This is a genomic window from Mycobacterium sp. SMC-15 (assembly GCF_045310925.1).
Lineage (GTDB): Bacteria > Actinomycetota > Actinomycetes > Mycobacteriales > Mycobacteriaceae > Mycobacterium.
In genome coordinates this window covers 123,409-147,471 of sequence record NZ_JBJIAJ010000002.1, presented here as the reverse complement: position 1 = coordinate 147,471, position 24,063 = coordinate 123,409, and the positions used below count along the sequence as shown (strand labels likewise).

The following is a 24,063-nucleotide window of genomic DNA, read 5'->3' as shown; positions in this document are numbered from 1 at the left end:
TTAGACCTCGTCGGGGTAGGCGTTCGGGCCGGTGGTGCCGCCGCGCAGGCTGCCATCGAGGTAGGCGGCCCGGCAGGCGCGGCGACCGATCTTGCCGCTGGAGGTGCGCGGCACGGTGCCCGCCGACACCAGCAGCACGTCACGCACGGTCACGCCGTGGCGCACCGCGATCGCCGCCCGGATGTCGTCGGCGATGGGCTGGTATTCCAGCTTGTGGGCGCCCGGTGCGCGCTCGGCGACGATCACCAACTGCTCGGAGCTGTCCTCGGGGTCGAACTTCAGCCCGGAATGCGGGTTGTCGAAGGCCGACTGCGGCAGCTGGTTGGCCGGCACCGAGAACGCCGCGACGTAGCCGGCCCGCAGCGCCCGGCTGGCCTCCTGCGCGGAGTACTCCAGGTCCTGCGGGTAGTGGTTGCGGCCGTCCACGATCACCAGGTCCTTCACCCGGCCGGTGATGTAGAGGTCGTCCTGGTAGTAGGCGCCGTAGTCACCGGTGCGCACCCAGAAGCCGTTCTCGTCGGAGCCCTCGGCCCGAGACGGGTTGTTACGCGTCTTGAGCACGTTCTGGAACGTGTCGGCGGTCTCTTCTTCACGGTTCCAGTAGCCGCCGCCCATGTTGTTGCCCTGCAGCCAGATCTCGCCGATCTGTCCGTCGGGCAACTCGGCACCGGTCTCGTAGTCGACGATGATCGTCCACTGGTCGACGCTGATCCGTCCGGCTGAGGCCTGCGCGACGGCGTTCGGCGCATCCTCCGGTACCTCGACCAGGCGGTTGGCGTTGTTGAGCGCTTCGCGGTCGACGTAGATGATCTTGGGCTTCTCGCCGATCGGGGTCGTGGACACGAACAGGGTGGCCTCGGCCAGGCCGTAGGACGGCTTGATGGCCTCCTCACGGAACCCGTACGGCGCGAACGCCTCGTTGAACTTGCGCAGCGATGCCGCAGACACCGGCTCACTGCCGTTGAGGATCGCCTTGACGTTGCTCAGGTCCAGCGGCGGCTCACCCTCCTTGGGCAGGCCGCGCGCCGCAGCGTGCTCGAAGGCGAAGTTGGGAGCCGCCGAGTACACCTCGCCGGTCTCCCCCTCCTTGCGGGCCAGCTCACGGATCCATCGGCCCGGCCTGCGCACGAACGCGGCCGGGCTCATAAAGGTGAACTGCTGACCCATCACCGACGACAGCAGGATGGTGACCAGGCCCATGTCGTGGAAGAACGGCAACCAGCTGACGCCCCGGTCACCTTCGCGGCCCTTGAGTGAGTCCAGCAGCTGCACGACGTTGGTGGGCAGGTTCAGGTGGCTGATCTTCACCCCGGTCGGGGTGCGGGTGGAGCCGGAGGTGTACTGCAGGTAGGCGACGTCGCTCCGGTCGGTCTCGGGCATCACCCAGGTCGAGCCCACCTCCGGCGGCAGCGCGTCGACCGCGATCACCCGCGGTCGGGCGTTGGCCGGGCGGCTGCGGAAGAACTTATTGACGCCTTCGGCGGAGTCGCTGGTGGTCAGCACCGCCGACGGGGTGCAGTCGTCGAGCACCGCGTGCAGCCGGCCCACGTGACCCGGCTCGCCCGGGTCGAACAGCGGCACGGCGATGCGACCGGCGTACATGATGCCGAAGAAGGACACCAGGTAGTCCAGGTTCTGCCCGCACAGGATCGCCACCCGGTCACCGGGCTTGGTGACCTGCTGCAGCCGGGCACCGATCGCCCGGTTCCGCGCGCCGAACTCCGACCAGGAGAGGTCGCGCTCGATACCGTCACGCTCGGTGGAGAAGTCCAGGAATCGGTACGCGATCTTGTCGCCGCGCAGCGCAGCCCAGCGCTCGACGGTCCGCACCAGGTTGGCGTTGTCCGGGAACCGGATCTTGCCGTCCTTGACGAACGGGTTGTGGTAACTGGCCTGTGTTGCCGGGGCCATGCAAAATCTCCTGTCGCGAACATACGTTCTCAGTCAGCTGCCGGGCGTGTCTGGTTACGCCGGTGCGTTACATCGCGCGGGCCCGGAACCTCACAGATGGTAATGGTTTGCCGCCACCCGACGACGCGCTGCTGCCCTGCGGCCATGGACCGCGCCGCTCTTAAATTGCTCTTAATGTTAGAGGTCGGTGCGGCCCATGCCAAATCAAACGGTACCGCGTGTGACGCCGGTCTCCGGGTCACGAGGCGGTACCAGCTTCGCCTCTCCTTCGTCGAGCCTCAGCCGTGCGGCGGACGTGGCGCGTTGTCGATGAGTTCACGCGCCCAGTTCAGCGTCCACTGGGTTGCGGACATGCCGTCCTGGCTCCAGACGTCGGTGGTGCCGTACAGCGCGTGCACCGGCTGAGCAGCACCGCCGGCCAGCGTTGACAGCGTCGCCGGCAGCTTGCCGACGCTGAACGCCTCCTGCGGGGCCGCGCAGACCAAGTCACCGACCGCGCAGATCTCGTTGGTGCGCTTATCGAGGTCGCCGAAACCGCCCTCGCGCGCGCCGGTCATAGTCAGCCCCATCCCGGACAGGATCGGCAGCTCGTGCAGGGTCACCTCGGCGCCCTGACCGGGCGGAGACGGCGGGACGTCTACACCCACGCCGGTCTGGCGGCGGCCGTCAGCGATCAGCGTGACGCCCAGCACCAGGTCCTCGTCGACCGGGCCGCGCCCATTGCCGATGTCGCTGGCGACATCGCCGGCGATCACCGCGCCCTGCGAAAAGCCGATCAGCACGTAGCTGGTCAGAGGGCACCGGTCGTTCATCTCGGTCAGCGCCTTGACGGTGGCGCGGGTGCCTTCGGCTCGGCTGTCGTTGTAGCTCATCTGCTTGTCGGCCGACAGCGGGTTATGGAACTGCGCGGTGTAGGGAACCGTGTAGGTCTGCACACGGGCGGCGTCGAACTGCTGGGCGATCGGGCGGGTGACGGTGAGCAGAAGCGCGATCGGGAACTGGGTGGGGTCGAGCGGGTTGTCCGTCGGCGAGGTCTCCCAGGTGCCGGGCACCGACACCAGCTGCACGTCGGGGCAGCTGGCGTCCTGATAGGCCGGGCGGGGCTTGCGGGGCCGCGACGGCACCGAGCTGGTCGGCGAGACGCCGGCGCTCGGCTGCTCCGCGATCGGCGGTGTGGCCGGCCGGCGGATCCAGATCACCACTGCCACGATCACCAGGGCCACCACCAAGGCCATCGCGCCGGCGGCGATCCAGGCGAGGACGCGGCGCCGGTTGGCTGACGACTTGCGCGGCGACTTCCGGGGGGATTTTCGCGGGGAGCTGGATGTCTTCTTCTTGGCCATATCGCCTTTCACGGTACAGATCGGCGACGGCACACATTGACTCTGCGTCCAGGGCGGCGCTTACTCGAACTTTCCCGCCCTGGACGCAGAGTCAACGCACGTTAGCGGATCGCGCCGACGATGTCGCCGGCCATGGCGCCCAGCTGCGACGCCCACGATCCCCAGCCGTTGTCACCAGCCGAGAAGTCGAAGTGGCCGTTCTTGCCGCGCACCTGGCGGTACTGCGAGTTGAAGTACCGGCCGCTGCCGGCCGCCTGCGACGGGTCGCCGATCATCGCGGCCGGGTTGGAGGCGCCGCCCAGCGGGGCGTAGATCCAGACCCGGGTGTTGTTCTGCGCCAGCAACGTGGCGTGCACGGTCGGGTCGTGCCACTTCCACCGGCCCAGCTGGGGCGCGCCCCACATGCCGTACGGGTCCACCCCGCCGAAGTTCTGCAGGCCGGCGGCGATGACACCGCCCTCGGTGGTGTTGGCCGGCCCCAGGAAGCCCGACATCGAGCCGGCGAAGCCGAACCGGTCGGGGTGGAAGGTGGCCAACGCCAGTGCCCCGTAGCCGCCCTGGGACGCACCGACCACGGCGTGCCCGCCCGGAGCCAGACCCCGGTTGGCCGCCAGCCAGTCCGGCAGCTCGGTGGACAGGAAGGTGTCCCACTGCTTGCTGCCGTCCTGCTCCCAGTTGGTGTACATGCTGTAGGCGCCGCCGGCCGGGGCGACCACCGAGACACCCTTGCCGGCCAGGGTGCTCATCGCGTTGCCCGCGGTGACCCAGTTGCTCACGTCGGGGTGGGCATCGAACGCGTCGAGCAGGTACACCGCGTGCGGTCCCTGGTTGAGGAACGCCACCGGGATGTCGCGGCCCATCGAAGGCGACGGGACCATCAGGTTCTCGAACTGTGCGGCGTGCGCGGTGGAGCTGACGATGGTGCCCCCACCCCACAAGCCCAGCATCAGCACGGCAACGCATAGCGCCCGCAGCAACTTCGACAGTCCGCTCATTTCCACCTCGCTCGTCGGCACAGATTCTCAGATGATTCCACCCGCTGGTCGCGCGCCCTGACCCCGGGAGGTAGTCAATCACACGGCACTCGCGGGCAGGGCAGGAAACGACCGACGGCGACGACCCGTCAGGGTCGCCGCCGTCGGCGGTACATCTTTAGCGTTCTGGACTACTCGCCCGAGCTACTGCTGCTCGCGCCGCCGCCGGGCGTGGCGCCCAGGTGGCTCTGCAGGTCCGGCTTCATGGCCTGCAGCTGCTGGCCCCAGTACTCCCAGCTGTGCGTGCCGTACTCCGGGAAGTTGAAGATCGCGTTGTTGCCACCGGCCGCGGTGTAGAGCTCCTGGAACTTCTTGTTCGCACCGATCATGAAGTTCTGCTCGAGGAACACGGCCGGGATGTTGTCGCCGCCCAGCTCGTTGGCCTTGCCGTTACCGCAGAAGACCCACAGGCGGGTGTTGTTGGCCACCAGCTTGTCGACGTTGACCGTCGGGTCGTTGCGCAACCATGCCGGGTCGTTGTCGTCGCCCCACATGTCGTTCTTCTTGTAGCCGCCGGCGTCACCCATCGACAGGCCGATCCAGCCCTTACCGGTGGACGGGTTCAGGTAACCCGACAGCGAGCCCGCGTAGGTGAACTGGTTCGGGTGGTAGATCGCCAGCGTCAGCGCCGACGAACCGGCCATCGACAGGCCGACCGCAGCGTTGCGGCTCTGGCTCACGCCGTACTCCGAGGCCAGGTAGGCCGGCAGCTCGCTGGTGAGGAAGGTCTCCCACTTGTAGGTGGAGCAGCCCGCCTTGCCGCAAGCCGGCTTGTACCAGTCGCTGTAGAAGCTGGACTGGCCGCCGACCGGCATGATCACCGAGATGCCCGAGTTCAGGTACCACTCGAACGCCGGGGTGTTGATGTCCCAGCCGTTGAAGTCGTCCTGGGCCCGCATGCCGTCGAGCAGGTACAGGCCCGGGGAGTCCGAACCGCCGCTCTGGAACTGGACCTTGATGTCACGACCCATACCGGCCGAAGGCACCTGCAGGTACTCCACCGGCAGACCCGGCCGAGAGAAAGCGTTCGCCTCCGGGGTCCCGCCGACGACACCGACCAGTCCCGCCAGCACGGCCGCGCCGGTGGCGGCGACCTTCAACCTGTCAAGCAGCTTCATTCTTGGCATCCTCATTCGTTCGTTGCCGTACTTAGCTCATAGCGTGGCCCGACTCGGACCCGATCTGTGCGTACCAACGCAACAGTGCCGGTGTAGTCAACCACAAATCGCCCGCCATCGAGATCCCCGGGTTCCGCCACCGGGCCCGCGACCGGGCCCGCAACCGAATTTTGTGACAGTCGGCCCGCTGCGCTCAGGCAGGCATTCCAGCCGGTAGACCCGGCAAGGCGGGTAGCTGCCGGGTCCGGACAATGACGTCCGTCACAATTTTCGGCTGGGACCGGCGCCAGGCAGTCAGGGGACGTCTGGCGACATCCCGGTGTAGGGGGGACGCGTCGGTTCGGGGACGGCCAGCCCACAGCGGATCAGTTCGTCGCGCGGGACCCGTTCGATCCGGTAGCGGGTGAAACCCGGCGAGTGCAACACGTTGGACAAGAACCGGCGCGGGCCCATCGGCGCACGCACCGAGCCCAGCACCGCCGCGGTGTCAGGGCAGCGCATGGCCGCCTCCGCCTGGGCGATCCAGTCCTGGTCCAGATACCCCGGAATCAGCGGGTACCACTTGACCCACGGGCCGTCGGCCACCACCCAGTCCCGGAACAGATCCTTGTCGTGACCGATCCGGCCGTGCTCCAGCCGTTCGGTGTGCGCCGCGATCGGATTGATCAGCCCGATCTGGTCAAGCAGCCGGACGTCGAGGCCGGTGTTCATGCCCAACATCCCCATGTTGGTGAAGAAGACAGTGTGGGGGCCGGTTCCGCCGGGATCGGGATCGGTCGGCACGCCGATCCCCGGGGGCACCGGCAAGATGACCGGCACCACATCCCACTGGTCGTAGTTGCCCGACGGCAGCAGCAACGCCCCGTCAGGGGTCGCGGCGATCGTGGTCAACACCGCGCGCATCCGCGGATAGCCGAGGTAGTCCGCGGCGGTCAGCGGGTGAGCATTGCCGGTCGCCTGGGAGTAGAACCGACGCTCGTCGACGATCCCGGAGTACGTGACGCGGGTGGCGTCATCGCCCATCCCCGGCGAGTTGGCCGCCCACAGCGCCCAGCCGGCCACCGCCAGCCACAGCAGTCCGACCGCACCGCTGAGCGGCAAGCTGGCTTCGCGGCGATAGCGCGCGCCGTCGGGCAGCAGCACCGGAATGACCGCCACCGGAGCCAGCATGCAGAACAGCGGTGCCAGCAGGACGCGCCCGTGCATGAAGTCGCCGCCCTGGCGCACCCAGTAGGCCGCCTGCAGCAGCCCGCTGAACACGAAGAAGCAGACCACCGCACCCGGGCTCTGGACCAGTCGGGCCCACGGGCCGACGCCGGGCGGCACCGGCCGGCGCGGCCGGTAGCGGACGGCGGAGCCCACCCACAGCGCCGCGCCGAGCGCCACCAGCAGCACCGCGGGCACCCACAGCGCGTAGGGGGCGTTGAAGTTGGCCAGATAGATCATTCCCTGCGACCACTTGTCGCCGGCCGCGTCTTTGGCCAGCGCGGTTCCCGGCACCAGCAGGCCGTAGTAGCCCATCCGGAAGATCTGGTAAGCCACCGGCAGGGCGCCGCCGGCGACCAGGATCAGCGCGCGCGGCCGCCAGTCCGCCGCCACGATCAACAGCATGACCAGCGCACCGCCGCCGATCAGCGCCAGCTCGGGACGAACCAGCACGCTGCAGCCGGCCACGAACGCCAGGCATGCGGTGAAAAGGGTTCCGCGAGCGCGGGATCGGGGCATCCGCAGCGCCTGCGACCAACAGACCAGCATCCACCACAGCAGGCCCAGGTAGGCCAGCACCAGGCCCGCCTCCAGGCCGGAGGTCGCGAAGTCGCGCGCCGGCGGCAATGCGATGTAGACCAGTGCCCCGGCCGGCAACAGCAGCGCGCGGCGGCCCTGCAGGCCCGGCGCGTAGAGCCGCGCGGCGCCCAGCATCAGCATCGCCACCCCGGCCAGGCTCAGCACCAGCGCGAAGACCAGCGCCACGTACTCCATGCGCACCGGACCACCGAGCCAGCTGCCGAGATACATCAGGTAGGTCCAGGCCGTGGAGGTGTTGGCCTCCACGCGTTCCCCGACGTTGAACACCGGGCCGTTGCCGGCCAGCAGGTTGCGCACGGTGCGCAACACGATCAGGCCGTCGTCGGAGATCCAGCGCCGCCGCCACGCACCGATGCCGAACATCAGCAGCACCACCGCCACCCCGGCCCACGAACTCAGCCGCACCGAGGGGCTGTAGGAGACCGCGGGCCAGCCCAGCGGCCGGACCCGGGGGTCCGGCGCTCTGCCGCTCGTGGCCCCCCGGGCCGAGCTAGCCGAAGGCGACGGCAGCACCGATGGTCCCGATCCAGGCCAGCGCCATCAGCTGCAGCACCCGATCACGGCGCAGAATGTCCTCCGCTTCGCCGGCCATACCCCCGTCGACGTCCACCGCGTAGCGCAGCACGCCGATGACGATCGGGATGATCGACACCGCGAACCACGACCCCGAACCGCTGTCGCGTTCGAACGCGTACAGGCTGTAGCAGACCAACATCGCGGTGGCCGACATCGTCCAGACGAACCGCAAGTAGGTGCTGGTGTAGCTCTCCAGCGACTTGCGGATCTTCGCCCCGGTTTGTTCGGCCAACTGCTTCTCGGCATAGCGCTTGCCGGCCACCATGAACAGCGACCCGAAGGCCATCACCAGCAGGAACCACTGCGAGAGCGGGATATTTGCTGCCACGCCGCCGGCGATCGCCCGCAACAGATATGCCGACGACACGACGCAGATGTCCAGCACCGCTTGGTGTTTGAGCCCGAAGCAGTACGCCAACTGCATGGCTAGATAGATGCCGATCACCAGAGCCAGGTTCGGCGTCAGCCACCAGGAGATGCCCAGCGAGGTGGCCCCCAGCAGCGCCGCCAGGGCGTAGGCCAGGCCCACCGGCACCACGCCGGCGGCGATCGGCCGGAACCGCTTGGTGGGGTGCGCCCGGTCGGCCTCCACATCGCGAGAGTCATTGACCAGGTAGATCGACGAAGCCGCCAGCGAGAACACCACAAAGGCGATCAGCGACTTGCGCGCCAGATCGGCGTAGTCGTAGTGGACGCCGCCGCCGAGCGCGGCCAGCGGCGCGGCCAACACCAGTACGTTCTTCACCCACTGGCGGGGCCGGATGGCCTTGATCACCCCGGCGAGCAGGTTGGCCGGTGGGCCGAGCTCCGAGGTGCGATCTTGCGTTTCTGCGCTCATGCCGAGTCTCCAGAGTTGTCCAGGCGGATCGCGGCTGCGGCGACGGCAGCGCCAATCAGCGCGCCGGCGGCAACATCACTGGGATAGTGCACCCCAAGCACCAGGCGAGACAGCGCCATCGGCGGCACCAGCGCCGCCGGCAGGGTTCCACGCCGGAGGCCGGCCGCGCGGCCCAGCAGGATGGCCGCCGCCGCGGTGGAGGTGGCGTGCGCCGAGGGGAAGCTCAAGGCACTCGGCGTGCCGACATTGATCGCGATCGCCGGGTGGTGCGGGCGTTTGCGGCGCACGATCCGCTTGATGACGACCGCGGCGGCGTGCGCGGCCAGTGTGCCGGCACCGGCCAGCAGCCAGCTCCGGCGGCGCTGCGGCTGGACCAGGGCGCCCAGCGCCGCTACCGCGAGCCAGCCCAGGCTGTGCTCACCGAAGTGCGACATCGCCCGGGCCACGGGCAGCACACCGGACCGGCCGGTCAGTGCCGACTGCACCGCGACCAGCACGGCGTCCTCACCGTGCGGGGGCACCGAATCAGCCAGATCCATGCGGTCGGGGGCGCTGCCGAGTTCGGTCATGACGAGGTGGCACTGTCGGGAAGCAGCACCGTCTCCCACTGCTGTTTGCTCGCCAGCGTGGGCAGCGCCCGGCGGTAGGCCCGGCGCAGGCTGTCGAACCGGCGCGCCAATTCGTACTGGCGGCGCAGCGATTCGCGCAGCAGCGAGAACATCTTCTCCCGATCGCGTTGCCGGTACACCACTCCGCGCCCGTCGGCGGTGGTGACGGTGACGCCGTCCTGGGTGCACAGCAGGAACCAGCGAGCATCCTGCGTGGGCACGTTGAGCTGCGGTCGGCGATGGTGCTCCGGCTCGGTGGCCTTGAGGTTGTGCAGAATGCCGCGGGCCAGGCGGTAGCCGATCGACAGCGGCTGCACCGGCGGGCGCATTGCCCGACTGCGCCGGGACGGAGTCGGCAGCTCGCTGGCCGCCGGCAGCACCACCGCGTCGGGATAGGTCTTGCGCAGCGCGTGGATGTCGGGCAGTGCCGACTCCAGGATCGAGAAGATGTGCTCGGGGCCGGCCATGAAGTCGTCCAGCGCCTTGTTCTGCACGGCGACCGTCGAGTACTCCAGGCAGGCAAGGTGTTTCAGGGTGGCCTTGAGGTGGCTGCGGATCAGCCCGGAGATCTTGCCGTCCCAATGCAGGGCCGCCACCATCAATCGGTTGCGCAGGTGGAAGTAGGCCTGCCAGTCGATCGCGTCGTCTTTGTCGCTCCAGGCCATGTGCCAGATCGCCGCACCGGGCAGCGTGACGGTCGGGTAGCCGTGCTCGCCGGCCCGGATCCCGTACTCGGCATCGTCCCACTTGATGAACGACGGGATCGGCTGGCCGATCTCTTCGGCAACGGTGCGCGGGATCATGCACATCCACCAGCCGTTGAAGTCGACGTCGATGCGCCGGTGCAGATCCGGAGACTCCGCCAGCGAGTCGGTGGCGAAGTTGTGGTCGTACTCGGTGTGCGGGGCGTTGGTCCACATGAAGACGCCCGAGTCGACGACCTCGCCCATGATGTGCAGGTGCGAGGGCTCCTGCAGGTTGAGCATGTGCCCGCCGATCAGGGTGGGCGTTTTGGCGAACCGGTTCAGTGCCAGCGCCCGCAGGATCGAGTCCGGCTCGATGCGGATATCGTCGTCCATGAACAGGATCTGTTCGCAGCCGGTGTTCTTCAGCGCCTCGTACATGACCCGGCTGTAGCCACCGGACCCGCCGAGGTTGGGCTGGTTGTGTATCGACAGCCGGTCTCCCAGACCGGCGGCGGCCGCGGCGAAGCCGGGGTGGTCGCGAACCTTGCGGGTGCCCTGGTCGGGCACGATGACCGCGCTGATCACCTCGTCGACGTCGGGGTCGGAGGTCAGTGCGAGCAGCGCGTTGACGCAGTCGTCGGGCCGGTTGAAGGTCGGGATGCCGATGGCGATGTCGGCCCGGCTGGGCGCCTCGATCGGGGCGTACCAACCACCGCGGTCCAGCGTGACCGCGGTATCGGTGGTGATGTCGAACCAGATCCAGCCACCGTCCTCGAACGGCTGCAGACCAATCTCGAATTCCACCACCGTCGGGGTGTCGCTGTTTTCGACTGACCCGAAAGGCTTGCCGTCCACGGCGATACGCGCACCGGTCGCTTTGGAGCGGTAGACATCGACGCGCCCTGCCCCGGTCAGCTCCAGCTGCAGCACCACCGATTCGACGATCGACCAGCGACGCCAGTAGGACGCCGGGAAGGCGTTGAAGTACGTGGCGAACGAGACTTCGGACTCCTCGCCGATCTCCAGGCTGGTGCGGGTGAGCGGGTGTGCCCGTCGGCTGTTGGTCTCGGATTCCTCGATGTAGAGCTTGCGCACATCCAGCGGCTCGCCCTGGCGAGGCAGGATGATCCGCGAAAGCCGGCTCACCGCGCGCGAACTGTCGGTCATGCCTTACTGCCCTCCCCCAACGGCACCCCTTCGGACAGGTGCGGCGCCAGGATGTTGTCGTACATGTTCAACGCACTGGCGATGGCCATGTGCATGTCCAGATATTGGTAGGTGCCCAGCCGCCCACCGAAGAGCACCTTCGCGGTGTCCATTTCGGCCTTGGCCCGCGCCCGGTAGGACGTCAGGACCGCCCGGTCCGCCTCGGTGTTGATCGGGTAGTAGGGCTCGTCGGCGTCATCGGCGAACCGCGAGTACTCGCGCATGATCACCGTCTTGTCGGCCGGGTACTCCCGCTCCGGGTGGAAGTGCCGGAACTCGTGGATGCGGGTGAACGGCACGTCGCCGTCGTTGTAGTTCATCACCGGCGTGCCCTGGAAATCGCCGGTGTTGAGCACTTCGAGCTCGAAGTCCAGGGTGCGCCAGCCCAGCTTGCCTTCGGCGTAGTCGAAGTAGCGGTCCAGCGGTCCGGTGTAGACCACCGGGGCGTCCGGGTTGGCTGCCCGGAGTTCGTCGCGGACGTCGAACCAGTCGGTGTCGAGCCGGACCTCGATGCGCTCGTCGGCCGCCATGTTCTCCAGCCACGCGGTGTAGCCGTCGACCGGCAGGCCCTCGTAGGTGTCGTTGAAGTAGCGGTTGTCGAAGGTGTAACGCACGGGCAGCCGGGTGATGTTGGCCGCCGGGAGTTCCTTGGGGTCGGTCTGCCACTGCTTGGCGGTGTAGTCCTTGACGAACGCCTCATACAGCGGGCGGCCGATCAGGCTGATCGCCTTCTCCTCGAGGTTCTGCGCGTCGGCGGTGTCGATCTCGGCGGCCTGTTCGGCGATCAGCGCCCGAGCTTCATCAGGGCTGAAATAGCGGCCGAAGAACTGCGACACCAGGCCCAGGCCCATCGGGAACTGGTAGGCCTGACCGTCGTGCATGGCGAATACCCGGTGCTGGTAGCCGGTGAACTCGGTGAACTGCCGCACGTAGTCCCAGACCCTCTTATTAGAGGTATGGAACAGGTGCGCGCCGTACTTGTGGACCTCGATACCGGTCTGCGGTTCGGCTTCGGAGTAGGCGTTGCCGCCGATGTGCGGGCGCTTCTCGACGACGAGAACGCGCTTGCCGAGCTGCGTGGCTGCGCGCTCGGCGATGGTCAGGCCGAAGAATCCGGAACCCACGACAAAGAGGTCAAAACGAGCGGTCATCGGCGCCAAGGGTAGCCGACCAGCGCCCGCGCGCATCGTCGGCGCCCCGCCGCCCCCGCTTGCACCTTGACTATCGCCCGCCGATTACCGGCGGCTCGGCAATCCGGAGGCGCCGAGGCCGCCGCCGGACGCCGGAGAAGGGTTGATAGCAGTTCCCTCACGATTCGATCTCGTCACTCTTTTCACACGAGTCACACGCGTACCGTCGGTCACGTAGGACAGATGCAAGTGCAGTGAGCGCCACGACGGCCCCGGAAAAGCGCGGGCCCGACGGCAAAACATATTGAGGAGACTTCCGTGCCGAACCGACGTCGACGCAGGCTCTCGACAACCATGAGCGCAGTCGCCGCCCTGGCGGTCGCGAGTCCGTTCGCAGTTGTCGCAGTATCCGAGCTGGCCGCCCACAACAGCGCCCCTCAGCACCACGACTTCGTCGCGGCTTCGTCCGTGGCCGACCTGCCCAGTGAGCTGATCACCGCCCTGACCCAGGGCCTGTCCCAGTTCGGGGTGAACCTCCCGCCGGTGCCCGGCTTCGGCGGCGGCGGCGCCTCGACAGGGATGTACCCCGGCCTGACCTCACCGGGCCTGGGCACGCCGGGACTGACCGACCCGTCCCTGGGTACGCCGGGCCTCACCTCCCCCGGGCTGGGCACGCCGGGCCTGACCTCCCCCGGGCTGGGCACGCCGGGGCTCACCGACCCGTCGCTGACCACGCCGTCGCTGTCGACGCCGCCGCTGGGCACGCCCGGAGTGTCGACCACGTCCGGCCTGACCACCCCCGGTCTGACCACGCCGCCGCTGACCGACTCGTCACTGACCAGCCCCGGGTTGACCAGCCCGCTGACCAGTCCCGGGTTGACCAGCCCTGGCCTGACCAGCCCCGGGTTGACCAGCCCGGACACCGGTCTGCTCGGGTCCGACGGTCTGCCGCTCACCTCGCCGGTGGGCCTGGACCCCGGCCTCGACGGCACCTACCCGATCCTCGGCGACCCGTCCCTGGGCATGCCGGAGGAGAAGGGTGGACTGGTCAGCGACCTGATGAGCGCCGCCAATCAGCTGGGCGCCGGACAGGCCATCGACCTGCTCAAGGGTGTGGTGATCCCGTCCATCGCGCAGGCAGCGCAGGGCGCCGGTCCGGCGGTCGCCGCCCCGGCCCCGCCGCTGCCGCTGCCGTAACAGACACAACAGCGGAGCTGTTCCGCCCAACGGCACCGCAGAGTCAGCCCGCACCCGGCGGGCACCGGAAGACTCTGCGGTGCCGTTAACAATGCCCGGGAATCCGGCCGGAGCCGGCGGGCGCGTGTCGCATCACCAACAACACATGACACATACGTAACATCAGCACGTGCCAACCCGTCGTCGTCCCCCGCCGACGATCAAGCTGACCGCGTCTCTCGCGACCGTGCTGATCCTGCCGTGGGCATTGAACTCCGGGTCGGGCTTCAAGTCGGTTGACGCATCGCAGACACCCCCCAGCGCTGCCGCGACCAAGCTGAACCAGCAGCCACTGCCGAATCTGGAGCCGGGCGTCACCGTCCGCGAGATCAGCCAGGACGAACCGTTCACCATGGTCGCGCTCACCGGCGCCGACCTGAGCGGCACGTCGGCACGGATCCGCGCCAAGCGCGCCGACGGGTCCTGGGGGCCCTGGTATGCGACCGCGCACGAGACCAAACAGGAGACCCCGGGTCCACGGCCTGCCGATGCCCCCGCTCCCGGCCCGGACGGGACCGAGCCGGTATTCGTCGGGCGCACCACGGCGGTCCAGATCGCGGTGACCCGGACCGCTCCGAACGCTCCCGGCAACCCGGCTCAGGCCAACCCCAAGGCCGGATCCAAAGCCACCGGACCCGCCACACCGAAGGGCCCCGCCAAGCCGGGCCCGGTTCCGAACAAGCCCGCCCCGGGCGATCTCGGCTACCTACCGGCCACCGCCGCGCAGCCCATTGCCCAGAATGTCTCCGCGGTGCTGATCACGCCGCCGAAGGCCCCCGCCGACTCGCAGTGGCAACCGCCGAAGGCGGTGCTGGGCCCGGGACAGCCACCCAACATCATCCCGCGCAGTCACTGGGGCGCGGGCGCCTACGGGCGGTGCGGCAAACCCGTGGAGAGTGGCCCGGTCCATGCGGCCGTGGTGCACCACACCGCGGGCTCCAACGAATACGCCCCCGAAGACTCCGCGGACATCATCCGGGCGATTTACGCCTATCACACCCGCACCCTGGGCTGGTGCGACATCGGCTACAACGCGCTGGTGGACAAGTACGGCCAAGTTTTCGAAGGCCGGGCCGGCGGCCTGGCCCGCGGCATCATGGGCAGCCACGCGGGCGGGTTCAACAGAAATACCTGGGGAGTGTCGATGATCGGCACCTTCGACGACGCGCCTCCCCCGCCGATTCAACTCGAGACGGTCGGCCGGTTGTTGGGCTGGCGGCTCGGCCTGGACCGCACCGATCCGCGTGGCATCGCCGAGTTGACCTCCGCCGGCGGCTCGTTCACCAACGTTCCGCGCGGCGCGTCGCTGACGCTGCCCTCGATCATCGGTCACCGCGACCTCGATGCGACGGAGTGCCCCGGCGAGCAGGGCTACGTCGCGCTCAACGAGATTCGCGAGATCGCCTCCCGGTTCAACGAACCGCCCGGCCCGGAAGACCTCGCCCGGGTGATGGAGGGCGGCGCCATCCACACCCGCTGGATGGAACTGGGCGGTACGGAGGGCATGCTCGGCGCCCCCACGTCGCCCGAGGCGATCGGGGAGGGTTCCACCAAGTACGCCACGTTCGAGCACGGCGCGGTGTACTGGTCGCCGGAGACCGGCGCGCAGCCGATCACCGGGGCCATCTACGACGCCTGGGCGTCGCTGGGTTACGAACGCGGCGTGCTCGGACTGCCGACCAGCGCCGAGCTCGCCGAACCCGAATGGGTGGGCCAGAACTTCCAGCACGGCACCCTGAACTACAACCGGGCCAGCGCGACGGTCATCCGGGTCGTCGACGGCAACGCCGAGGTGCTGCCCCCGCCGCCACCGGAGGGCCCGCCGGTACAGCTGGAGCGCTTCTCGCGGGTGATCGACCCGTTCGCAGTCGGCTAACCACCGTTTCGACGCGGCGGTCCAGCTTCACCTCTCCTTCGTCGAGCCTCGCTAACCACCGTTGACTCTGCGGCTATGGCGGGAAAGTTCGAGTAACCCCCGCCCTCAGCGCAGAGTCAACGCAGGAAAATCCGCTCCAGCACCCGCGCCAGGCCGTCGTCGGTGTTGGGTGTGGTGATCTCGGCGGCCGCCGCCAGCACGTCGGGGTGGGCGTTGCCCATCGCCACGCCGTGTCCGGCACGTACCAGCATCGGCAGGTCGTTGGGCATATCCCCGAATGCCACCACCTGCTCGATACCGATGCCCAGCGGCGCGATCAGCTCCTCGATGCCACTGGCCTTGGTGATGCCCGCCGGGACCACCTCGATCAGCCCGTTGTTGGTGGAGTAGGTGAGCTCCGCGGCCGTTCCGATGTGGGCCTGCAGCTGGACCGCCATGTCGGCGCTGGACATCCCCGCCTTGCGGATCAGCAGCTTGATGGCCGGCTGGGACAGCAAGTCCTCAAGCGACACCTCGGTGTTGTCGGGGTTGAGCCAGGCGTGTTCGTAACCCGGTGAGCTGACGAACTGCGGGGTGGCCGCGTCGTGCGCGCTCTCGCCGATGCGCTCCACCGCCAGGCCCGCCCCCGGAATGGCGCGGCTGGCAACCTCGGCCAGCTTGACCAGGCTGTCGGCCGAGAGCGTGCGAGCCGAGACCACCCGATCGGTGGCCGGGTCGTAGAGCACCGCCCCGTTGGCGCACACCGCCATCGGGGCAAACCCGAGCGCGTCGACCACCGGCGCGATCCACCGCGGTGGGCGTCCGGTCGCCAGCACGAAGCGAGCTCCGGAGTCGACGGCCGCGTGCACCGCGGCCCGGGTCCGCGCGGTGATGTTCTCGGTGCCGTCGAGCAGGGTGCCGTCGACGTCGCTGGCGATCAGGGCGGGAGGACCGCCATGGGGCTGCATCAGTGCGAACTCCGTCCGGTCAGCGTCCGCCGCAACCGGCCGCCTTGGGTCTGCTCCATGCGTCTGCGATCACGCTCGGCCAACTCGGCCGCGCGCATCTGCAGCGCCTCTGCCATGGTCGGCGCGCTGCCGCCCAACCGGCGTGGCACCCAGTGCGCCCCGGCGGGGTGGGGGTACTCCAATTGCGTCTCCTCCAGCATCGCCGCCATCGTGTTCCGCAGCTCGAGCGTGGTCGCCTCGACGTCCGCGGAGGCGGCCATCGGCCGTCCGACCTTCGCCAGCACCGGAATATGATTGCGCCACAAATGCTTCGGATGATCCTTCGTCCAGACCCGGTGGATTCCCCAGACGATGACCGGGATCAGCGGAACACCCGCGGCATGAGCCATCCGGGCAGCACCGGTCTTGAACTCCCGCAGCTCGAAGCTCCGACTGATGGTGGCTTCCGGGTTCAGGCCGACCAGCTCGCCTTGGCGTAGCCGCCGCACCGCCTCGTCGTAGGCGCCTGCTCCGGCGGAGCGGTCCACCGGGATCAACTTGATGTGCTTGATCACGTAGTTGACCACCGGGACCTCGGTCATCTCGGCCTTGATCATGAACCGCAGCCGGCGGTGCCGGCGCAAGGCCGCGATCGAGGCCGGATACCAGTCCAGGTAGCTGGTGTGGTTGACCGTGAGCACCGCGCCGCCGCGCTCGGGAATGTTCTCCAGGCCGTCGATCCTCACGTGCGGCCCGTTGGCGTTCGCCAGCCGCGGGACCACGATCTCCAGCGCGCGGAAGAAGGGTTCTGCCATCCTCTATTGCTCCGTGCGCTCCGTCTTCCCTGGGTCTGGCCTCCCGGCACCCGCGCTCTTGCGCATCCGTTCCGCCAGCTCTTGCACTTCTAAAACCCTAGCCTCGTCGGGCGTGGGCGCGCTGCCGCCGAGTCGCCGCGGCACCCAGAACTGACCGGCAGGATGCGGGTAGTCCTGCTGCACCTGAGCCAGCAGCGGTGCCATTCGCTCACGCAATCGGGCGCTGAGCGCCGCGGCGTCACCGGTCGGGGCCAGCGGTTCGCCCACCAGGACGGTGATCGGAATCTTGCTGCGCACCAACCGCGCCCTCGGGTGACCCTTGGTCCACAGCCGGTGGGCCCCCCAGACGATCAGCGGGACGATCGGCACCTGCGCCTCCAGCGCCATGCGAGCCGCCCCGGACTTGAATTCCTTGAGTTCGAAGCTGCGGCTGATGGTGGCTTCGGGATAGACACCCACCACCTCGCCGGAGCGCAGCGCGGCCACCGCGTGGCGGTAGGCGTCGGATCCGGCCCCGCGGTCCACCGGGATGGTGCCGGTGTGGTGGATCAGATAGTTGACCACCCGCACCTGCTGCATTTCAGCCTTGATCATGAACCGCATCCGGCGTCCGCGGTGGTACGCCGCCAGCCCGGCCGGCAGGAAATCCACGTAGCCGGTGTGGTTGATCGCGATCACCGCACCGCCGTGGGCCGGGATGTGTTCCAGGCCGCGATAGTCGATCGTTGCGCCGGCGATCTTCACCGCGCTGCGCGCAGTGAGCTCCAGGGCTCGAAAGACCGGCTGCATGCCAGCTCTACTCCGCAGCGCCCGTCGGGCTCGGCGGCTGCTTCTGGCGGGCGGCCCGCTCCTGCGCTTTGCGCGCAGCTTCGGCGGCGTCCAGCTGGAGCGCCTCGGCAGGGGTGGGGGCGCTGCCGCCCAGGCGTTGCGGCACCCAGAACGCGCCGGCGGGATGTTCGGGGTAGGCGTCCTGCGCCTGCTCCAGCAGGTGCTGCATCCGGGTCTGCAACAGCGCGCGTAGGTCTTCGACCGGCAACGTCGGCGGTATCGGCTCGCCGATGGTCACCGAGACCGGCACCTTGGTGCGACCCAGTTGCTTCGGGTGGTCTTTGGTCCAGATCCGCTGGGCGCCCCACACGATGTGCGGGATGATCGGCACCTGCGCTTCGATCGCCATCCGTGCGGCGCCGCTCTTGAACTCCTTGAGTTCGAAGCTGCGGCTGATGGTCGCCTCGGGGTAGACCCCGACCAGTTCACCGGCCTTGAGCTTGTCGACGGCGATGGCATAGGACTCCGCGCCCCGGCTGCGGTCCACCGCGATGTGCCGGCAGCCGCGCATGATCGGGCGGGTGAAGCGGTTGTCGAACGTCTCCTTCTTGGCCATGAAGCGCACCCGACGCCGCGGCTTCGCGTCATAGGAGGCCACGCCGGCAAACAGGAAATCGAGATAGCCGGTGTGGTTGATCGCGATCACCGCGCCGCCGGTGGCGGGCAGGTGCTCTCGGCCGGTGACGGTGATCTTCAGGCCCTCATAACGCCACAACGTATGTGCAGCAGCAGCGACACTCCCGTACCAAGGCTCCACAGGGTCCAAGCCTAGGCGATGAGGTCGGCTTCCCCGCCGGTAAGCTCGCAGGGGATCTCTGTAAGCGTCGGGAGAAGGTACACGTGCAGGTCACCAGCGTCGGGCACGCCGGCTTCCGGATCGAGACCGCCGCAGGCAGCATCCTGTGTGACCCGTGGGTGAACCCGGCCTACTTCGCGTCGTGGTTCCCCTTCCCGGACAACTCCGCGCTGGATTGGGACACTCTCGGCGACTGCGACTACCTCTACATCTCGCACCTGCACCACGACCATTTCGACCCGCGGCACCTGGCGGCGCACGTCAACAAGGACGCGGTGGTGCTGCTGCCCGACTATCCGGTGCCCGACCTGCGCCGCGAGCTGGAGGCCCTGGGCTTTCACCGGTTCTTCGAAACCACCGATTCGCAGCGGCACACCGTGTCCGGCCCCAAGGGCGATCTGGATGTGATGATCATCGCGCTGCGCGCCCCGGCCGACGGTCCGATCGGTGACTCCGGGCTGGTGGTGTCCGACGGTGTGACCACCGTGTTCAACATGAACGACTCCCGCCCCACCGATCTGGACGTGCTGGCAGCCTTCGACGCGATCGACGTGCACCTGGTGCAGTACTCCGGGGCGATCTGGTACCCGATGGTCTACGACATGCCGGCGCGGGCCAAGGAGGCGTTCGGCACCCAGAAGCGCCAGCGGCAGATGGACCGCGCCCGCCAGTACATCGCCCACGTCGGAGCGACGTGGGTGGTGCCGTCTGCGGGTCCGCCATGTTTCCTGGATTCCGAGCTGCGTTACCTCAACGATGATCACGGCGATCCGGCCAACATCTTCCCCGACGAGATGGTGTTCTTGGACCAGTTGCGCCGCAACGGGCATGACCGCGGGCTGCTGATGATTCCCGGCAGCACCGCGAGCTTCACCGGGGCGCAACTGGATTCACTGAATCACCCACTGGAGGACGCTGACGTCGAGGCCATCTTCACCACTGGCAAGGCGGACTACATAGCCGCCTACGCCGACCGGATGGCGCCGGTGCTGGCCGCCGAGAAATCGTCCTGGGCGCCGGCGGCCGGTCCGGCGATGCTCGAGCCGCTGCGCACACTGTTCGAGCCGATCATGGCCCGCAGCAATGAGATCTGCGACGGCATCGGCTATCCGGTCGAGCTGGTGCTGGACGGGCAGGGCCACACCGAAACCGTGGTGCTGGACTTCCCCAAACGCATGGTGCGCGAGCCGATTCCCGGCGAGAAGTTTCGTTACGGCTTCGGTATTCCGCCCGAGCTGGTGCGGACCGTGCTGCGCGACGACGAACCGGACTGGGTCAACACCATCTTCTTGTCCACCCGATTCAGGGCTTGGCGGGTCGGCGGCTACAACGAGTACCTGTACACCTTTTTCAAGTGCCTCACCGAGGACCGGATCGTCTACGCCGAAGGCTGGTTCGGCGAGAGCCATGACGACTCGGCCACCATCACCCTGGGCGACTGGCAGATTCAGCGTCGCTGCCCGCACATGAAGGCCGACCTGTCGAAGGTCGGGGTGGTCGAGGGCGACACGCTGACCTGCAATCAGCACGGCTGGGAATGGGATCTCAAGTCGGGTCGCTGCCTGACCGCCAAGGGCCACGAATTGCGCTGCGAGAAGCTGTGAGCGGCAACTCCTACGACGACGGACTGGTGGTCCTGGACCGCCGGGCGATCACCTTGCGCCGCTATCACTTCCCCTCCGGGACCTCGAAAGTGATCCCGCTGTCGGCGATCCGCGGCTACCGCGCTGAACCGCTGGGCATGCTGACCCACCGATTCCGGATCTGGGGCAGCTCGGATCTGCGACGCTGGCTGCCGCTGGACATCAAGCGGCCGACGCGGTCCACCCTGATCACCCTGGACCTACACGGCGACCCGTGGCCGCGCCCGGCATTTACCCCGGCGGACCCGGACGCTTTTCGGGCGCTGCTCGACGAGCTTCTGGCAGCCCAGCGGTAGTTGCGCTACTCAGCGGTCAGCCAAGACCTGCTGAGCGGCGTTGTAACCGGGAATGAACGTGATCCCCGGCCCGCCGTGACAGCCTGCACTCCCCAGGTAGAGCCCGGCCACCGGTAGCGGCTGCCCGAGGAAACCCCGCGGCCCGGGCCGGTTGGGGCCGATCTGATCCGGGTTGAGCAGGCCGTGGCAGTAGTCGCCGCCGGGCGCACCGAACATGGTGCCCATATGCCGCGGGGTGAAGGTGGTGTGCCGGGTGATACTGCGCTCGAAATTCGGTGCCAGTCTGGTGATCTTGTCGATCACCCGCCGCCCCATCTCGACCTTCATCTCGCCGTAGTTGCCGTCCCCCTCGATGGGAAACCACAGCGCGAACGCCGACGCCGCGTGCTTGCCGGGCGGGGCCAGCTCGGGATCGTGCAGCGACGGGATCTGCAGCACCACGGTCGGATCGGCCGGGACGACGCCGCGGCGCGCGTCCTCCCACTGCTGCTGTACCTCTTCGGGTGTGCAGAAGATCCCCAACGAAGCCTGCATGGCCGGGTCGTTGAGTGCCTCGTAGGGGGCGGTGAACACCGGCGCCGCGTCCAGCGCGAAATGCATCTGCAGATAGCTGCCGCGGTGGTCGGTGCGGGCGTAGCGGGCGCGGATGTCCTCCGGGACCGAAGCGGCGTCGAGCAGTCCGGTGACCGTGACGTCGGGGGCGATCGCCGACACCACCACCGGTGCGCTCAGGGTGTCGCCGGATTCGGTCCGCACGCCGGCCACCGTCCCATCGGCGACAAGGATCTCCGACACCGCGGTGCGCAGCCGCAGCTGCCCGCCCAGACCGGTGAACGTGTCGCACAGGTGCCCGGTGAGTGCGCCGATTCCACCCCGCAGCTTCTTCATCAGCACGGTGTTCTCGTCGGGCACGCCCAGGCCGTAGGCCAGTGCCGCGGCACTGCCGGGGGTGGCCGGTCCGCGGTAGAGGGTGTTGACGGCCAGCACGGTGAAGGAGCCGCGCAGCGCCGCGTGCTTCTCCCGGTCGGGCAGGTAACGGTCCAGCACCTCGGTAACCGAACCGAACAACATGTCGTCGATAGCCGAACGCTCGAATTCATTTGTGGCGCAGGCATACATCTCGTCAAGCGATTTCGGTGGCCGACCCGCTTCGAAACGGCCCAGCGCCCGAGTGGGCGCCTGGCTCCAGCCCAGCAACCCGGCCATGCCGTTGACCGCCTCGGCGCCATGCACCTCGGACAGGTGGGTGAACAGCTTCATCGGGTCGGTGTACTGGATCAGCGGGTCGTCACCGACGCCGCGCATCGCCACCGACATGACCTCGAGGTCGATGCTCTCCAGACCGTCTAGGCCCAGCTCCGCGCTGACCGCGGCCGACGTGGGGAACTGCACCGAGCCGGCGATCTCGAACCGATAGCCGTCGAACAGTTCCACCGTGGAGGCCATCCCCCCGGCGTATCGACCGGCCTCCAGACACAGCGTGCGTAACCCCGCACGCTGCAGGATGAGCGCCGCGGCCAGTCCGTTGTGCCCAGCACCTATGACAATCGCGTCGTAGTCGGTCATCCATCCGCCCCTTCCCGCTTTCCGGGAACGCTGGCACGGGTGGATAGTTTTGTCAATATTGACGTAACTAAAGACTGCTCAGCGAGTCCAGCGCGGTACGGCACATCCGGGCCAGCTCCGCGAGCGAGCGGTCCGTACCCAGCATCCAGACCTCCATCGCGGCGAACACGGCGGCCGCGATGCAGCGGGCAGTCACGGCAACCCGCAGCGGGTCAGCGGACGCATTCCTCGTGGTGGCCCGCAGCCGCTCGGCCACCGCGTCGCCGAAATCGGTCTCCACCTGCCGAATATGACGCACGATGCGCTCCGGATCGAGCTCTTCTTCGCGCAGCGCGGCGATGCGAGTCACCGCCTCGACGTCGTAGGGAAAAGCGAAGATCGCCGCCTGAACCGCCTCGATCATCGGCTCGGCCGGCGGCCGGGCAGCCAGGGCGCTGCGGAACCACTGCAGCCCGGCGTCGTAGTCGGCGAACAACAGGTCGTGCTTGGAAGTGAAGTGCCGATAGAACGTTCGCAGCGACACCCCGGCATCGGTGGCGATCTGCTCGGCGGAGGTGTCCTCTACCCCCTGCGCCAGGAAGCGGACCAGCGCGGCCTGCCGCAACGCTTCGCGGGTGCGTTCGCTGCGCGCGGTCTGCGGGGCTCGTGGCATGCGCGTAAAGGTACCTCAGCGTCACACCGGTCAGGAATGTCATTATTGACAAAACTTGCTACGCATGGTGAGACTGACCGCATGATCTCGCTCATCGTGCATGCAGTGCTGGGCCTGGCAACCATCTGGTGGATTGTGGCATCCAATCGCGCGGTTTTCGCGAAACCCTCTGGGGGCGCCCCGTTCTCACCCCTGGAGATCGTGTACTACCTGATCGGCATCGCGTCGATCGTGCTGGGCTGGTACTTCAACATCCGCTTCGTCAACGAGTACGCGCACGGCCCCAACCACAATCCGATCTGGGGGCCGGGCAGCTGGACGCAGTACATCCAGCTGATGTTCACCAATCCGGCCGCCGGTTCGGCCAGCCAGGACTACACGATCATCAACGTCGTTCTGCTGCCGCTGTTCACCATCGTCGACGGCTACCGGCGTGGACTGCGGCGCCCGTGGCTCTACTTCGTGTCGAGTCTGTTCACCAGCTGCGCGTTCGCCTACGCCTTCTACTTCGCCACCATCGAACGCCAGCACCGGCACGCCAAAGCTGCGGCGTAGCGGCCGGCGACCCCGACCTCGCGCGATAGGCTGGCCGCGTCGAGGAGGAGGAATGTCGTGGCCAAGCCGGTGGCGGCGCGCGGCTCCGCGCGCGAGCGGGTGCTGCAGGCGGCCTTGGACCTGTTCATCGAACACAGCATCGGTGGCACATCCATGCAGATGATCGCCGACCGGCTGGGCGTGAGCAAACCCGCTGTCTACTACCAGTTCCGGTCCCGCGATGACATCGTCGTCGCGCTGGTAGAACCGATGTTCGACGACATCGTCCGGGTCATCAAGATCGCCGAGGCCATGCCGACCCGGCAGGGCCAGCGGGACGTGACCGTCAGTGGCGTCGTCGAACTCGCCGTCCGCTACCGCCGGCTCGCCTTCCTGTTCTACGACCGCGGCATGGAGCACGCGGTGCGGGCCCGCGACGACTTCATGGCCGTCAGTGACGCCGCGGCGGCCATCCTGCGGGGCCCCAATCCCGATGCCAGAACTCGGGTGATCACGACCACCCTGATGGCTGGAGCCTTCACCGCGGCAGCCGACCCCGAACTGGCAGACATCGCCGACGAACAGCTGCACGAGATCCTGCTGGACACGGCACGGCAGATCATGGCGTTACTGACCTAG

21 protein-coding genes are annotated in these 24,063 nt (G+C 68.1%); 6 read left to right on the top strand and 15 right to left on the bottom strand.

Going from position 1 to position 24,063, the window contains the following annotated elements; translation table 11 throughout:
* From fadD32 to glf, 9 genes are all read right to left on the bottom strand, one after another.
* Positions 1–1,911, bottom strand: a complete 1,911-nt coding sequence (gene fadD32 / locus ACJH71_RS03785) for a long-chain-fatty-acid--AMP ligase FadD32 (RefSeq protein WP_406756711.1) — start codon at positions 1,909–1,911, stop codon at positions 1–3.
* A gap of 278 nt (positions 1,912–2,189) precedes the next feature.
* The gene (locus tag ACJH71_RS03780; RefSeq protein WP_406756911.1) at positions 2,190–3,146 is read right to left on the bottom strand and encodes a cutinase family protein; all 957 of its coding nucleotides are present in this window, start codon (positions 3,144–3,146) and stop codon (positions 2,190–2,192) included.
* Positions 3,147–3,355: 209 nt separating this feature from the next.
* Positions 3,356–4,249, bottom strand: a complete 894-nt coding sequence (locus ACJH71_RS03775; RefSeq protein ID WP_406756710.1) for an esterase family protein — start codon at positions 4,247–4,249, stop codon at positions 3,356–3,358.
* A gap of 170 nt (positions 4,250–4,419) precedes the next feature.
* The gene (locus ACJH71_RS03770) at positions 4,420–5,415 is read right to left on the bottom strand and encodes an esterase family protein (RefSeq protein ID WP_406756709.1); all 996 of its coding nucleotides are present in this window, start codon (positions 5,413–5,415) and stop codon (positions 4,420–4,422) included.
* 285 nt (positions 5,416–5,700) lie between these two features.
* Entirely contained in the window at positions 5,701–7,725 is a 2,025-nt protein-coding gene (zomB, locus tag ACJH71_RS03765; RefSeq protein ID WP_406756708.1) for a flagellar motor control protein ZomB, read from the bottom strand.
* A complete protein-coding gene (locus ACJH71_RS03760) occupies positions 7,703–8,626 on the bottom strand; it encodes a decaprenyl-phosphate phosphoribosyltransferase (protein WP_406756707.1) in 924 nt (307 codons plus the stop codon). The genes zomB and ACJH71_RS03760 overlap by 23 nt, the downstream gene beginning before the upstream one ends.
* Positions 8,623–9,195: a phosphatase PAP2 family protein gene (locus ACJH71_RS03755; protein WP_406756706.1), complete on the bottom strand. Its 573-nt coding sequence runs from the start codon at positions 9,193–9,195 to the stop codon at positions 8,623–8,625. Before ACJH71_RS03755 ends, ACJH71_RS03760 begins: the two co-directional genes overlap by 4 nt.
* Complete coding sequence (locus ACJH71_RS03750; RefSeq protein WP_406756705.1) at positions 9,192–11,087, bottom strand: glycosyltransferase; 1,896 nt, start codon at positions 11,085–11,087, stop codon at positions 9,192–9,194. Before ACJH71_RS03750 ends, ACJH71_RS03755 begins: the two co-directional genes overlap by 4 nt.
* Complete coding sequence (gene glf / locus ACJH71_RS03745; RefSeq protein WP_406756910.1) at positions 11,084–12,286, bottom strand: UDP-galactopyranose mutase; 1,203 nt, start codon at positions 12,284–12,286, stop codon at positions 11,084–11,086. The genes ACJH71_RS03750 and glf overlap by 4 nt, the downstream gene beginning before the upstream one ends.
* Positions 12,287–12,574: 288 nt before the next feature.
* Here glf and ACJH71_RS03740 point away from each other — a divergent pair, with 288 nt between their 5' ends.
* Positions 12,575–13,453, top strand: coding sequence for a hypothetical protein (locus ACJH71_RS03740; RefSeq protein WP_406756704.1), 879 nt, complete (start codon positions 12,575–12,577; stop codon positions 13,451–13,453).
* Between the two features lie 169 nt (positions 13,454–13,622).
* Positions 13,623–15,368, top strand: a complete 1,746-nt coding sequence (locus ACJH71_RS03735) for an N-acetylmuramoyl-L-alanine amidase (RefSeq protein ID WP_406756703.1) — start codon at positions 13,623–13,625, stop codon at positions 15,366–15,368.
* Positions 15,369–15,484: 116 nt separating this feature from the next.
* On the opposite strand, the gene ACJH71_RS03730 is transcribed toward ACJH71_RS03735, so the two are convergent.
* Genes ACJH71_RS03730 through ACJH71_RS03715 form a run of 4 tightly spaced genes read right to left on the bottom strand, consistent with a single transcriptional unit; the run spans position 15,485 to position 18,694 of the window.
* A complete protein-coding gene (locus ACJH71_RS03730) occupies positions 15,485–16,315 on the bottom strand; it encodes an HAD family hydrolase (RefSeq protein ID WP_406756702.1) in 831 nt (276 codons plus the stop codon).
* Positions 16,315–17,109 (bottom strand): lysophospholipid acyltransferase family protein, encoded by a 795-nt coding sequence (locus tag ACJH71_RS03725; RefSeq protein ID WP_406756701.1) that lies wholly within the window; start codon positions 17,107–17,109, stop codon positions 16,315–16,317. The genes ACJH71_RS03730 and ACJH71_RS03725 overlap by 1 nt, the downstream gene beginning before the upstream one ends.
* Positions 17,110–17,112: 3 nt before the next feature.
* Entirely contained in the window at positions 17,113–17,898 is a 786-nt protein-coding gene (locus ACJH71_RS03720) for a lysophospholipid acyltransferase family protein (RefSeq protein WP_406756700.1), read from the bottom strand.
* Between the two features lie 7 nt (positions 17,899–17,905).
* Positions 17,906–18,694 carry a lysophospholipid acyltransferase family protein gene (locus ACJH71_RS03715; RefSeq protein WP_406756699.1) on the bottom strand — a complete coding sequence of 263 codons (789 nt, stop codon included), beginning with the start codon at positions 18,692–18,694 and terminating at the stop codon, positions 17,906–17,908.
* An 83-nt stretch (positions 18,695–18,777) separates the two neighbouring features.
* Between ACJH71_RS03715 and ACJH71_RS03710 the strand changes: the two genes are divergently transcribed.
* Positions 18,778–20,337 (top strand): Rieske 2Fe-2S domain-containing protein, encoded by a 1,560-nt coding sequence (locus ACJH71_RS03710; protein ID WP_406756698.1) that lies wholly within the window; start codon positions 18,778–18,780, stop codon positions 20,335–20,337.
* Positions 20,334–20,672, top strand: coding sequence for a hypothetical protein (locus ACJH71_RS03705; protein ID WP_406756697.1), 339 nt, complete (start codon positions 20,334–20,336; stop codon positions 20,670–20,672). Before ACJH71_RS03710 ends, ACJH71_RS03705 begins: the two co-directional genes overlap by 4 nt.
* A gap of 9 nt (positions 20,673–20,681) precedes the next feature.
* Here the strand turns inward: ACJH71_RS03705 and ACJH71_RS03700 are convergent, their stop codons facing one another.
* Together ACJH71_RS03700 and ACJH71_RS03695 are read right to left on the bottom strand one after the other, a co-directional pair.
* Positions 20,682–22,238 (bottom strand): phytoene desaturase family protein, encoded by a 1,557-nt coding sequence (locus ACJH71_RS03700; protein ID WP_406756696.1) that lies wholly within the window; start codon positions 22,236–22,238, stop codon positions 20,682–20,684.
* Positions 22,239–22,305: 67 nt separating this feature from the next.
* The gene (locus tag ACJH71_RS03695) at positions 22,306–22,890 is read right to left on the bottom strand and encodes a TetR/AcrR family transcriptional regulator (RefSeq protein ID WP_406756695.1); all 585 of its coding nucleotides are present in this window, start codon (positions 22,888–22,890) and stop codon (positions 22,306–22,308) included.
* A gap of 81 nt (positions 22,891–22,971) precedes the next feature.
* Between ACJH71_RS03695 and ACJH71_RS03690 the strand changes: the two genes are divergently transcribed.
* A complete protein-coding gene (locus tag ACJH71_RS03690) occupies positions 22,972–23,445 on the top strand; it encodes a DUF2834 domain-containing protein (RefSeq protein ID WP_406756694.1) in 474 nt (157 codons plus the stop codon).
* Positions 23,446–23,502: 57 nt separating this feature from the next.
* Positions 23,503–24,063, top strand: coding sequence for a TetR/AcrR family transcriptional regulator (locus ACJH71_RS03685; protein WP_406756693.1), 561 nt, complete (start codon positions 23,503–23,505; stop codon positions 24,061–24,063).

Excerpts from the sequence above, each read along its gene's own strand:
- ACJH71_RS03760 (WP_406756707.1), bottom strand. The coding sequence starts at position 8,626 with ATGAGCGCAGAAACGCAAGATCGCACCTCGGAGCTCGGCCCACCGGCC.
- ACJH71_RS03700 (WP_406756696.1), bottom strand. The coding sequence starts at position 22,238 with ATGACCGACTACGACGCGATTGTCATAGGTGCTGGGCACAACGGACTG.
- ACJH71_RS03695 (WP_406756695.1), bottom strand. The coding sequence starts at position 22,890 with ATGCCACGAGCCCCGCAGACCGCGCGCAGCGAACGCACCCGCGAAGCG.
- ACJH71_RS03775 (WP_406756710.1), bottom strand. The coding sequence starts at position 4,249 with ATGAGCGGACTGTCGAAGTTGCTGCGGGCGCTATGCGTTGCCGTGCTG.
- ACJH71_RS03780 (WP_406756911.1), bottom strand. The coding sequence starts at position 3,146 with ATGGCCTTGGTGGTGGCCCTGGTGATCGTGGCAGTGGTGATCTGGATC.
- ACJH71_RS03730 (WP_406756702.1), bottom strand. The coding sequence starts at position 16,315 with ATGCAGCCCCATGGCGGTCCTCCCGCCCTGATCGCCAGCGACGTCGAC.
- ACJH71_RS03725 (WP_406756701.1), bottom strand. The coding sequence starts at position 17,109 with ATGGCAGAACCCTTCTTCCGCGCGCTGGAGATCGTGGTCCCGCGGCTG.
- ACJH71_RS03720 (WP_406756700.1), bottom strand. The coding sequence starts at position 17,898 with ATGCAGCCGGTCTTTCGAGCCCTGGAGCTCACTGCGCGCAGCGCGGTG.
- ACJH71_RS03770 (WP_406756709.1), bottom strand. The coding sequence starts at position 5,415 with ATGCCAAGAATGAAGCTGCTTGACAGGTTGAAGGTCGCCGCCACCGGC.
- ACJH71_RS03750 (WP_406756705.1), bottom strand. The coding sequence starts at position 11,087 with ATGACCGACAGTTCGCGCGCGGTGAGCCGGCTTTCGCGGATCATCCTG.
- ACJH71_RS03755 (WP_406756706.1), bottom strand. The coding sequence starts at position 9,195 with ATGACCGAACTCGGCAGCGCCCCCGACCGCATGGATCTGGCTGATTCG.
- fadD32 (WP_406756711.1), bottom strand. The coding sequence starts at position 1,911 with ATGGCCCCGGCAACACAGGCCAGTTACCACAACCCGTTCGTCAAGGAC.
- ACJH71_RS03690 (WP_406756694.1), top strand. The coding sequence starts at position 22,972 with ATGATCTCGCTCATCGTGCATGCAGTGCTGGGCCTGGCAACCATCTGG.